Raw genomic sequence first — 11,484 nt, 5'->3', positions numbered from 1 at the left:
CTGCCTCTGAAACCGGGCCTCAGCCCAGGCCCAGCTTGCCTTCCAGCGTCGAAAGATCCTCCGCAAGCGTGTTCACCTTCGCTGACAAAATCGTCCGGTCCCCGTCGCTCAGATGCTCGTAAGAGACATAGCCACCATCCGCCGTGCGGTACTTGGCCAGAACCTGGTCCACCGTGTCGAAGTTGTCGTCGCACTTCTCGATGAAGTCCGGATCGTCCTGCAGCATCGGGCGCAGCAGCTCGTAGATCTCCTTCGCGCCTTCGAAGTTGGCGTCGAAGTCCCAGAGGTCGGTGCGCGAATAGCGGTCTTCCTCGCCCGAGATCTTGGTCGCCGCGACCTCTTCCATCAGCGCGGCCGCACCGCCCACCACCGCTTCCGGCGGGAAGGTCAGGGCGGCGATCCGGCTGTCGAGGTCGGTGACATCGGCCAGCAGCTTGTCCGCATAGTCCTGCAGATGCGCGGTCGAGCCCTCGACCCAGAGGCCGTATTCGATGCGGTGGAAGCCGGTGAACTTCGGATCCTTCTCGCCCTGCTCGTAGTCATCGGCGCGCGCGTCGATCGACACGTCGAGATCGGCGAAGAGCTCGGCGATCGGCTCGATCTTCTCGTAGCTGGTACGGGTCGGCGCGAAGAGGGCCTTGGCGCCCTCGACGTCGTTCGCCTTGATGGCCGCGACCAGGCGCTTGGTGTCCGCCAGCAGCTGCTGGGTATTGTCGGCCACGTAGATCTTGTAGTCCGAAAGCGGCGCAACAAGGTCCAGAGAGGGCGAGGCGGCCATGGCCGCCAGGCCCCAGCCGGCGAAACCCGCGGCCAGCGCGGTGGTCTTCAGAAAGGTCCCGATCATGTCTGTCTCCTTTGGGTCGGGCTGGCTGGGCGGGGTCAGGCGCGCCGGGCTGCGGTGATGAGGCCGGAGCCGAGGTAGTCCCCGGCCTCCGACACGCCCGGAAGGACGAAGAAATACCCCCCTCCGAACGGCTTGAGGTATTCTTCCAGCGGCTCGCCGTTCAGGCGGTTCTGAACGGTGATGAAGCCCGCCTCCAGGTCGGCCTGGTAGCAGATGAACAGCAGGCCCTGATCCAGCTGGCCGTTCGGGCTGACGCCCCGGGAATAGTTGAAGGGCCGGCGCAGGATCAGGTGTTTCTCCGAACCCGGCGTGCGCGGGTTGGCCATCCGGATATGGCAATCGAGCGGCGTCGCCGTGCCCTCGGGATCGGCGGCATAATCGGGCACGTCGCGCTCGCTGGCCTCAGGCCCGCCATCGAGCGGCGCCCCCGAGACCTTGCGGCGCCCGAAGATCGCCTCCTGCTCGGCCAGCGCCGAGCGGTCCCAGCGTTCGACGAAGTTGCGGATCATCCGCACCGCCTGGTAGCTGCCGCCCTGCGCCCATGCGGGCTCGTCCGTGCCATGGGTCCAGACGATCCGGTCCATGGCCGCATCATCGGTGGAGTCCGGGTTGGCCGAGCCATCGCGGAAGCCCAGGAAGTTGCGCGCCGAGGAGGTCTCTCCGGAGGCATCGGGGACCACGGGGGGCACGCTGCCCTCCATCATCCAGCGCAGCACCATCGTGTCCGAGAGGTTTTTGACGATGTCGCGCAGGGCGTGGATGTTGGTGTCGGGCAGGTTGGCGCAGAACTGCAGCGACAGGTCGCCATGGCAGAGCGCGGGCTCCAGCGCATCGTTCGGGAACTCGACCATCTGCTGCAGCTTCGCCGGCGCCAGATCCTTCAGCCAGTCGCGCCCCGCGAAGAAGGAATGCCCCAGGCCCAGGGTGATCGTCAGGTTGTCGGGCTGCACCACCGGGCCCAGCAGACCGGAATCCGCCGGCGGCAGGCGCGGGTCGCGCTCTGGCACCTCGCCGCCCTGGGTCAGGAAGGCGATGCGTTCGCTCAGCGTGCGCAGCATCCGCTCCACGTCCTTCGGGCTGAAGGCCACCACGTCGAAGCTGGCGACCAGACCGGCCTCGGGGCGCGGCGTGGTGATGCCGGCCTGATGCGCGCCCAGATAGGGCACGCGGCGCGCGGTGGTCTCGGCCCGGGCCTCGGGCGCATCATTGACCTGGGGGGCGTCCTTGGCCTGTGCGCCCGGGGCCTGCACGACCGAGGCCATGGCGCCGAGACCGCCGGCGCCGAGCCCCAGCAGAACGCCGCGGCGGGAGGGGGTGAAGGGGCAGCCCTGGCCCCGGGAGGGTGTCTTGGTCATCTCAGTTCATCCCGATCACGGGTTGCATCTTGTCGAGGCTGGCCTGGAGGCCAGAGAGCGCCTGCGCCAGGTCCTGGCGCTGCGCCGCGCTCACGCGGTCATAGGCGGGGAAGCTCCCGTCGGTCTTCAGCGCCGCCAGCGCCGTGTCGGCCCGGGTCAGCGCGGTGCCGATCTCGGCATCAAGCGCCGGGTCGACATCTTCCAGCACGCCGCGCAGCAGGCCGGTGATCTTGCCGATCCCTGCAAGGCTGGCGGCGAACTCGGGCAGGTCGTTGCGGGCATAGGCATCCTCGCCGCCCGGGATCTGCGCCTGGGCCAGCTGGCCGGCCATGGCGCCGGGCAGAGAGACCAGCAGCGCCGGGTCCAGCGTCATCGCCTTCAGCCGCTCCGAGAGCGTGCCGAGGTCCTGCACCAGCTGGTCGGAGAGCGGGCCAAGGCCCGCCAGGCTGTCCTGCGCGAAGAGGCCGTATTCGATCCGGTGGTAGCCGGTGAAGGCCGGGTCCGCCTCGCGGCCCGCAAGGTATGCGGCGTTCGGGTCGATGCGGTTCTCGAGGTCCGACAGGCGCATCGCCAGCGGCTCCAGGTGGCGATAGGGGATGCGGGCCGCTTCCCAGGCGCTGCGGGCGGCCTCCAGATCGCCGGCGGCGATGGCATCGCGCAGCGCCTCGGCGGCGCGGACCGCCTTGCGGCTCTCCAGCACCAGGTAGACCCGGTATTCCGACAGCGGCCCGAGGAACTTCTTCAGCGTGACCTCGGCGGCGGCGGCGCTGGCCTCGTGCGAGGGGGTCACGTGCAGCGTGCCGCGCGGGTTCGACAGCAGGCCGCAGGTGATGTCGTAATCCCCCGGGCTCAGCGAGACGGTCATGATCTGGTGGAAGCCGGGGGCGATGTTCTCGCGCTCGGCGACCACCAGCACGCCGTCGAGGATCTCCCATTCGATGGGCCGGTCCGAGGCGTTGACGATCTCGAAGCTGCGGGTGCCGCCGGGCACGGTGATCTCGTTCGGGGTGCAGCTGGTGGCGTTGACCGTGACCCGCGTGCCGGCGGGGGCGGGGGCCTGGGCGCCGCGCTCGGCCGCGTACCAGAAGGCGGCGCCCCCGGCGAGCGCGAGCAGGGCCGAGCCGGCCACGGCGAGGTTCAGAAGGGTGCGGTGCTGGGGTCCGGACATCTCAGCGGGCCTCGCGCAGGGCCGCCGGGGCGGCGGGACGCAGAAAGACGAAGAGCGCCCCGGCCAGGAAGGCCAGGTAGACGATCAGCTCGCCCAGGGTGGGGGTGTCGCGATAACCCAGCACGCCGCCCAGAACGGTGCCCAGCGGGCTGCTTTCGGGCAGCCAGCCGGAGGCGTCCCAGACCACCTCCTGCAGCCCGTTCCACAGGCCGGCCTCGTGGAAGGCCTTCACCGATCCGGCCAGCAGGCCGGCGGCGACGAAGATGATGAAGATCCCGGTCCAGCGGAAGAAGCGCGCCAGGTTCAGCTTCAGCGCCCCGGCATAGATGCCCCAGCCGACCAGGGCGGCAACGGCGATGCCGGCCAGCGCGCCGACGGGGGCCAGCGCATCGCGGCTCTGCTGGAAGATCGCCAGCAGGAAGAAGACGGATTCCAGACCCTCGCGGGCGGTGGCGAAGAAGACCATGCCGATCAGCGCCCAGGTGGCGGTGCCGCCGCCGGGCCGCTCCAGCGCCGCGTCGATCGAGGCCTGCAGGCTGGCCTTGAGGCTGCGCGCCGCCTTCTTCATCCAGAACACCATCGACATCAGCACGATGACCGCCAGAACGCCGATGACGGCCTCGAACAGTTCCTGGGTCTTCTGGGGAAAGCCGATGCTGGCCAGTTGCAGGGCGGCGCCGGCGAACAGCGCCAGCGCGGCGGCCAGGAAGATGCCGATCCAGATCGCCGGCAGCCAGGCGCGCCGCCCGGTCTGGCGCAGGTATCCGGCGATGATCCCGACGATCAGGGCGGCTTCCAGCCCCTCGCGCAGCATGATGAGGAATGGTGCGAGCATACCCGTGTCTCCTGGCCTCTGTCGTGGCATGGCCGGCAGACCGGCCCTTGGGGGCCGGAACCGGGGCTGGGATGTCGCGGCAAAGACAACGGTTCAGTGTCGTGGTTCGCGGGCATCTCTACGGGTTGAGCGCCGCTTGTCAATTCCGATGGTTTTGGTCGGAATATCCGGGCGTCACAAACCCGTGAGAGATGCCCCCGGGCCACGCCTGGGGCCCCGTTGCACCGCCGGGGGGCGCTCCGGACCTACTGGAAGAAGTACTGCGCGTAGATCGGCGCGATGGCGGCGCCGAGGGCGCGGGCATTGGCGCCGACCGATCCGGCCTCGGGGCGGGGCGGGATCATGCCCCGGGTATCGAGGCGGGCCAGCTCTTCGCGGGTGCGCGCGACCACCCGGTCGCGCACCGCCGCCGGCATGGCGCCGTCGATCAGCACCGCCTCGAAGTCCAGCACCGATCCGATGGAGCGGATCGCATGGGCCAGCGCCCGGGCGGTGGTGACGATCCAGGGGTCGATATGGCGTTCGAAGGCGGACCAGTCCTGCGGCATCCGCCACAGCGCCGCGGTGTCCAGCCCCTCGGCGGCAAGCGCCGCCTCGAGCAGGTAGAGCGAGGCGGCATCCAGGAGCGGCACCTCTGCGCCCCCCGGCGCCGGCACCCGCAGCGACCCGAAGGCCCCCGCATTCTTCTGCGCCCCCACCATCACGGTGGAGTTCAGCACCACGCCGCCGCCGATGAAGGAGCCGATGAAGAAATGCGCGTAATCCGAGAAGGCCCGGCCGCGGCCGAAGACATGTTCGGCCCGGGTCGCGGCGGTGCCGTCATTCTCGGTGAACAGGGGCAGCGGGCTGATCCGGGCCACCGCGCCGCTGACATCGGTGTCGCGCCAGACCGAGAAGTCCTGCGGGGCGCCCAGCACCTCGGTCCAGCTCCAGATCTCGGAAGGGGCGGCGATGCCGATGCCGCAGAGCCGGCTGCGCTGGTAGGGGCTGAGGGCGCGGGACAGGTCGGCAATGCCCTGTTCCAGGATCGCGAAGATCTCGTCCGGCATCGGGTAGCGATAGGTACTCTGGCTGGCGCCCAGCACCTCTCCGGCCAGGTTCATCACCACCAGGTCGGCCGAGCGGCGGCCGATCTTCAGCCCGAAGGACAGGGCCGCATCGGGGCGGATCGACATCGGCACCGAGGGCTTGCCGACCCGACCGCGCTGCGGCGTGCCGCGCTGCAGGAAGCCTTCGGTCTCGAGCTTGCGCAGGATGTTGGAGACGGTCTGCGCCGACAGCCCGGTCAGCCCGGCGATGTCGCGGCCCGGCAGGGCGCCGTGGCGCTGGATCACCGACAGGATCAGCCGCTCGTTATGCGCCCGTGCCCCCAGCTGGTTCACGCCGTCGCTCAGCTTGCGGATCTCGCCCAGGTCCATCTCAGTCCTCCTGCCCGGGCCGCAGGATACGGGGGGCACTTAATAAATCAAATGGAATTATTTATTGACCGCTCTCCCCCGGCCTCGCTATCAAAAGGCACCCGGCCCGAGCGCGGGGGAGCGGCACCTTGAGGAGGGGGTCGCGCGACATATAGGGAGGAGGACCCCGATGATGAAGCTGATTTCCGTCAGCGTGCTGGCGCTTGCCGCCTCGACGGCCTGCGCCATGGCCGCCGAGACCAGCGCCTGCCTGATCACCAAGACCGATACCAACCCGTTCTTCGTGAAGATGCGCGAGGGCGCCGAGGCCAAGGCCAGGGAGCTGGGCCTCACGCTCAACAGCTATGCGGGCAAGGTCGATGGCGACAACGAGACCCAGGTCGCCGCGGTCGAGACCTGCATCGCCAACGGCGCCAAGGGGATCCTGATCACGCCCTCCAGCACTTCGGCCATCGTGCCCTCGATCGAGGCGGCGCGGGCGGCGGGGATGCTGGTGATCGCGCTCGACACGCCGCTCGATCCGATCGACGCCGCCGACATGACCTTCGCCACCGACAATTACCACGCCGGGGTGCTGATCGGCGAATGGGCGAAGGGCAAGCTGGGCGACAAGGCCAAGGAGGCGAAGATCGCCTTCCTGGATCTGGATGTCAGCCAGCCCACCGTCGGCGTGCTGCGCGACCAGGGCTTCATGGAGGGCTTCGGCATCGACATCGGCGATCCCAACCAGTGGGGCGACGAGAGCGATCCGCGCATCGTCGGCCATGACGTCACCCAGGGCAACGAGGAGGGCGGCCGCAAGGCGATGGAGAACCTTCTGGCCAAGGACCCGATGATCAACGTCGTCTACACGATCAACGAACCCGCCGCCGCCGGCGCCTACGAGGCGCTGAAGTCCATGGGCCGCGAGAAGGACGTGCTGATCGTCTCGGTCGATGGCGGCTGCCCGGGGGTGCAGAACGTGGCCGACGGGGTGATCGGGGCGACCTCGCAGCAATATCCGCTGCTGATGGCCTCCAAGGGGATCGAGGCCATTGCCGCCTATGCCAAGGACGGCACCAAACCCGCCGCGACCGAGGGCAAGGCCTTCTTCGATACCGGCGTCTCGCTGGTCACCGACCAGCCGGTCGAGGGCGTGAGCTCCATCTCCGTGGCCAGGGGCCAGGAGATGTGCTGGGGCTGAGACCGCCCCGGCGTCCCGGGGCCGGTCCGCCCCCCTTCGGCGGGCCGGTCCCTTCCTTTCCCAAGGCGCGGAGGATGCAGAATGGCCAGCGCAGATCCCTTTGAAGACGTGGTGAAGTCCCGCCGGGAGGAGGGCTTTGCCGAGTTCGAACCCACCCGCAAGGGGCTTTGGGGGCGGTTCCACGAGGCCCTGCACACCACCCCCGCACTGGTGCCGCTGATCGTGCTGCTGGCGGCGCTGGTGGTCTTCGGCGTGCTGCTCGGGGGCAAGTTCTTCTCGCCCTTCGCGCTGACGCTGATCCTCCAGCAGGTGCAGATCGTCGGCGTGCTGGCCGCCGCCCAGGCGCTGATCATCCTGACCGCCGGCATCGACCTGTCGGTCGGCGCGGTGGCGGTGCTGTGTTCGGTGCTGATGGGGCAGATCACCTTCCGCTACGGGGTTCCCGCCGTGGCTGCGGTGCCGATCGGGCTGGCCGCCGGCACCGCCATCGGCGCGGTGAACGGCTGGCTGGTCAGCCGCATCAAGCTGCCGCCCTTCATCGTGACGCTGGGCATGTGGCAGATCGTGCTGGCGGTGAACTACCTCTATTCCCGTAACGAGACGATCCGCGCCCGGGACATCGAGACCCAGGCCCCCTTCCTGCAGGTGCTGGGCACCAAGTTCACCCTGGGCGGCGCGGTGCTGACGCTGGGCGTCGTGCTGATGCTGGCGGTGGTGCTGGGGCTGGCCTATGCGCTGCGCTCGACCGCCTGGGGGCGCCATGTCTACGCGGTGGGCGATGACCCCGAGGCCGCGCAGCTGGCCGGCGTCGACCGCCACAAGACCCTGATGTCGGTCTACATGCTGGTCGGCTTCATCTGCGGGCTGGCGGGCTGGGTGATGATCGGGCGCTACGGCTCGGTCTCGCCCTCGGCCACCACCGGGGTGATCGGCAATATCCAGGCGATCACCGCCGTGGTCATCGGGGGGATATCGCTTTTCGGCGGGCGGGGCTCGATCCTGGGGGCCTTCTTCGGGGCGCTGATCGTCGGCGTCTTCGAACTGGGCCTGCGCATGTCGGGGGCCGACCCGCAATGGACCTACCTGCTGATCGGCGTGCTGATCATCGCCGCCGTGACCATCGACCAGTGGATCAGAAAGGTGACGCAATGACCGCCCCCACCCCCCTCCTGGAAGCGAAGGGCCTGGTGAAGCGCTATGGTCGCGTCACCGCCCTGGACCATTGCGACTTCGACCTGCTGCCCGGAGAGATCCTGGCGGTGATCGGCGACAACGGCGCCGGCAAGTCGACCCTGATCAAGGCGCTCTCCGGGGCGATCCGGCCCAATGCCGGAGAGATCCTGCTGAACGGAAGTCCGGTGCAGTTCGACAGCCCCAACGATGCCCGCGCCGCCGGCATCGAGACGGTCTACCAGACCCTGGCCATGTCGCCGGCGCTTTCCATCGCCGACAACATGTTCATGGGCCGCGAGCTGCGCATGCCCGGCCTGATGGGAAAGCTTTTCCGCAAGCTGGACCGCAAGCGGATGGAGGATTTCTCGCGACAGAAGCTGGCAGAGCTGGGGCTGATGACGATCCAGAACATCCACCAGCCGGTGGAGACGCTTTCGGGCGGCCAGCGCCAGGGGGTGGCGGTGGCGCGGGCGGCGGCCTTCGGCTCCAGCGTGGTGATCCTGGATGAGCCCACCGCCGCGCTTGGCGTCAAGGAAAGCCGCCGGGTGCTGGACCTGATCCAGGAGGTGCGCGCGCGCGGCATTCCGATCATCCTGATCTCGCACAACATGCCCCATGTCTTCGAGGTCGCCGACCGGGTGCATGTGCATCGCCTGGGCCGCAGGCTCTGCGTCATCGACCCGAAGCAGCATTCGATGTCCGATGCGGTGGCCTACATGACCGGCGCCGCCGTCCCCGAGGGGGTGGCCGAACCCGTCTGAGGCGGGGCCGGGCGGCTTGGCACTCCGGGATCCGGCCTCTACCACTGGGGCAGGAGCGAAGGAGGACGCCATGAAGGTTTCGGTGATCGGGGCGGGGGCCATCGGCGGATGGCTGACGGCGGGGTTCGTGCGCGGCGGCGCCCGCGCCACGGTGCTGGCGCGCGGCGCCTCTCTGGAGGCGCTGCAACGGCGCGGGCTGATCCTGGAAACGGCAGACGGCGGCCCCGGGGTCCTGCCGGTGACCGCCACCGATGATCCGGGCGCGCTGCGCGGCGCCGACCTGCTGTTGTTGGGGGTGAAGGCCCATGACCTGCCCGCCCTGGTGCCGGTGATCGCCGAGGCGATGACCCCGGGCACCCTGGTGATGCCGGCGGTGAACGGTCTGCCCTTCTGGTATTTCGAGGCCTTCGGCGGCCCGGCCCGGGGGATGACCCTCGAGGCGGTGGATCCCGGCGGCCAGCTGGCCCGGCTGATGCCGTCGGACCGGGTGCTGGGCAATGTCGTCCATGCCGCCAGCCACATGGTGGCGCCGGGCCATGTCCATCTGGACGTGGCGCACCGGCTGCTGCTGGGGCAGGGGGCCGAGGCCGAGGACATTGCGGCGCTGCTGTGCCGCGGCGGCCTGCCCGCCAGCGTCACCCCCGAGATCCACCGAGAGATCTGGGTGAAGCTCTGGGGCAATGCCAACATGAACCCGCTGACCGCCCTGGCGCGCGCCGATGCCGCGCAGCTTCTGGACGACCCGGGCGCCTGCGGCCTGGTCGAGGCGATGATGCGCGAGATGGCGGCGCTTGGCCATCGGATCGGCCATGCGGGCTTCGAGGACATCGCCGGGCGGATCGCCACCACCCGGACGCTCGGGCCGATCCGCACCTCGATGCTGCAGGATGTCGAGGCCGGCCGCCCGGTCGAACTGGGCCCGATCCTGGGCGCGCTGGTGGAACTGGCGGCCCGGCTGGAGCAGCCGATGCCGGTCAGCGCCGGGGTGCACGGGCTGATGCGCCTGCTGGATCGGAACCTGCGCGGCTGAGCGGGCTCAGACCAGCACCGCGCGGGCCCGGGTGGTGACCGCTTTCGTCAATCCGGTCAGCTGCGCGGCGGCATGGCGGTTGATCTGCCAGTAGAGCGGCCGGTCGAAGACCTCTCCGGGCAGAAGCTCGACCAGGGTGCCGGCGGCCAGATGCGCCGCCGCCAGCGGCGCGGGGTTCAGCGCCCAGCCCATGCCCGCAAGGCTCGCCTCCAGGAAGCCATGGGTGGAGGCCAGCCAGTGCGAGGCAAAGCGCACTTCCCGCCCGAAGGCCTGGCGCGCCCAGAGCTTCTGAAGCCGGTCCTTGCGGTCGAAGGTCAGGGCCGGGGCCCGTTCCAGCGCCCCCGCATCGAGACCCTCGGGAAAATGACGTAATATATAGTCAGGGCTGGCGGTGGCGTGGTAGCGCAGCGCGCCCAGCGGGATCACCCGGCAGCCCTGCACCGGCTGCGCGGTGGCGCTGACCGCCGCCAGCACCCGGCCCTGGCGCAGCCAGTCGGCGGTGTGGTCCTCGTCCTCCACGGTGATGTCGAAGAGATAGCCGGTCTCGCGGCCGAACTCGGCCAGCGCCGGCAGGAACCAGGTGCCCAGGCTGTCGGCATTGCAGGCCAGGCACAGGGTCACCGGGCCGGTGCCCTCGGGGGCCAGCGCCGGCAGCCGGGAGACCAGATCCTGTTCCAGCATGCCGACCTGTTCCATGTGCCGGCAGAGCTGGGCGCCGGCCTCGGTCGCGGTGCAGGGGGCGCCGCGGCGGATCAGCACCGTGCCCATCCGCTCCTCGAGCTGGCGGACCCGCTGGGAGATCGCCGATGGGGTGACGTTCAGCGCCGCGGCCGCCTGATCGAAGCTGCCCGTGCGCACCACCGCCGCGACGGCCCGCGCGGCACCATAGTCGATCATGGAACAGTTTTCCTTCATCAGGCTTACGATCCTTAATTTGTCTAATGCGGGGGGCGCCGGTAGCTCAAGCGGGACGACAGCGGAGCTGCCCATGACCTTTCCCTCCTTTCTTTCCGTGCCCCTGACCGGGCTGATGATGAGCCTCGGGCTGATCGTGGTGATCGGCGCGCAGAATGCCTTCGTGCTGCGCCAGGGGCTGCGGGGAGAACATGTGCTGGCGGTCTGCCTGGCCTGCGCCCTGTCGGATGCGGTGCTGATCACCCTGGGGGTGCGCGGCCTGGGGCGGGTTCTGGGCTGGTGGCCCTGGATCGACCCGGTGCTGCGTTTCGGCGGCGCGGGGTTCCTGGCGCTTTACGGTGCCCGGGCGCTGCGCGCAGCCTGGCGGCCCGGGGCTACGCTGGAGGCGGCAAAGGACGCCGGGCGGCGCGGGCTTGGGGCAACCCTGCTGACCTGTCTCGCCCTGACCTGGCTGAACCCGCATGTCTATCTCGACACGGTGCTGCTGTTGGGCAGCGTGGCGACCCGGTTCCCCGGACAGGGCGCGGGCTTTGCGCTCGGGGCAATCTGCGGATCCTTCCTGTTCTTCTTCTCCCTCGGATACGGCGCCCGGGGGCTGCGCCCGCTCTTCGCCCGGCCCCGTGCCTGGCAGGTCCTGGACCTTTGCATCGGGGCGATCATGTGGGCGATCGCCCTGCGCCTTGCGGCCGGATTTTGAGGGGAAAAATCACAACATTTAACATAACCTTGGTTACGGAGTCTATTTTTGGAGACCTCTGGTAACCCGTGGGTTACCCCTGCCCTCCCCGGGACCGGGTAACCC

At 69.4% G+C, this 11,484-nt stretch carries 11 protein-coding genes; 5 read left to right on the top strand and 6 right to left on the bottom strand.

Annotated features, from left to right (window positions below; genetic code table 11):
- Positions 1–19 precede the first annotated feature (19 nt).
- The 5 genes from efeO (KM176_RS24435) to KM176_RS24415 form a co-directional block, all read right to left on the bottom strand.
- A complete protein-coding gene (efeO, locus tag KM176_RS24435) occupies positions 20–844 on the bottom strand; it encodes an iron uptake system protein EfeO (RefSeq protein ID WP_215558844.1) in 825 nt (274 codons plus the stop codon).
- 35 nt (positions 845–879) lie between these two features.
- Entirely contained in the window at positions 880–2,199 is a 1,320-nt protein-coding gene (efeB, locus tag KM176_RS24430) for an iron uptake transporter deferrochelatase/peroxidase subunit (RefSeq protein WP_160897235.1), read from the bottom strand.
- A gap of 1 nt (position 2,200) precedes the next feature.
- The gene (efeO, locus tag KM176_RS24425) at positions 2,201–3,367 is read right to left on the bottom strand and encodes an iron uptake system protein EfeO (RefSeq protein ID WP_160897236.1); all 1,167 of its coding nucleotides are present in this window, start codon (positions 3,365–3,367) and stop codon (positions 2,201–2,203) included.
- A 1-nt stretch (position 3,368) separates the two neighbouring features.
- Positions 3,369–4,202 carry an iron uptake transporter permease EfeU gene (efeU, locus tag KM176_RS24420; protein ID WP_160897237.1) on the bottom strand — a complete coding sequence of 278 codons (834 nt, stop codon included), beginning with the start codon at positions 4,200–4,202 and terminating at the stop codon, positions 3,369–3,371.
- Between the two features lie 245 nt (positions 4,203–4,447).
- Positions 4,448–5,620 carry an ROK family transcriptional regulator gene (locus KM176_RS24415; protein WP_160897238.1) on the bottom strand — a complete coding sequence of 391 codons (1,173 nt, stop codon included), beginning with the start codon at positions 5,618–5,620 and terminating at the stop codon, positions 4,448–4,450.
- A 169-nt stretch (positions 5,621–5,789) separates the two neighbouring features.
- On the opposite strand from KM176_RS24415, the gene KM176_RS24410 reads away from it, so the two are divergent.
- The 4 genes from KM176_RS24410 (at position 5,790) to KM176_RS24395 (ending at position 9,767) form a co-directional block, all read left to right on the top strand.
- Entirely contained in the window at positions 5,790–6,803 is a 1,014-nt protein-coding gene (locus tag KM176_RS24410; RefSeq protein WP_160897239.1) for a sugar ABC transporter substrate-binding protein, read from the top strand.
- Positions 6,804–6,884: 81 nt separating this feature from the next.
- On the top strand, positions 6,885–7,955 hold the full coding sequence (locus KM176_RS24405) for an ABC transporter permease (RefSeq protein ID WP_160897240.1): 1,071 nt from the start codon (positions 6,885–6,887) through the stop codon (positions 7,953–7,955).
- Positions 7,952–8,737: an ATP-binding cassette domain-containing protein gene (locus tag KM176_RS24400; protein ID WP_160897241.1), complete on the top strand. Its 786-nt coding sequence runs from the start codon at positions 7,952–7,954 to the stop codon at positions 8,735–8,737. Before KM176_RS24405 ends, KM176_RS24400 begins: the two co-directional genes overlap by 4 nt.
- 70 nt (positions 8,738–8,807) lie before the next feature.
- Positions 8,808–9,767, top strand: a complete 960-nt coding sequence (locus tag KM176_RS24395) for a ketopantoate reductase family protein (RefSeq protein WP_160897242.1) — start codon at positions 8,808–8,810, stop codon at positions 9,765–9,767.
- Positions 9,768–9,773: 6 nt separating this feature from the next.
- On the opposite strand, the gene KM176_RS24390 is transcribed toward KM176_RS24395, so the two are convergent.
- The gene (locus tag KM176_RS24390; protein ID WP_160897243.1) at positions 9,774–10,664 is read right to left on the bottom strand and encodes a LysR family transcriptional regulator ArgP; all 891 of its coding nucleotides are present in this window, start codon (positions 10,662–10,664) and stop codon (positions 9,774–9,776) included.
- Between the two features lie 91 nt (positions 10,665–10,755).
- On the opposite strand from KM176_RS24390, the gene KM176_RS24385 reads away from it, so the two are divergent.
- Positions 10,756–11,379, top strand: a complete 624-nt coding sequence (locus tag KM176_RS24385) for a LysE/ArgO family amino acid transporter (RefSeq protein ID WP_160897244.1) — start codon at positions 10,756–10,758, stop codon at positions 11,377–11,379.
- Positions 11,380–11,484 lie beyond the last annotated feature (105 nt).

The organism is Pseudooceanicola endophyticus (genome assembly GCF_018760365.1).
Classification (GTDB): Bacteria; Pseudomonadota; Alphaproteobacteria; order Rhodobacterales; family Rhodobacteraceae; genus Pseudooceanicola; species Pseudooceanicola endophyticus.
Note: the sequence above shows the minus strand (reverse complement) of the source record. Positions and strands in the feature narration are given on the sequence as shown.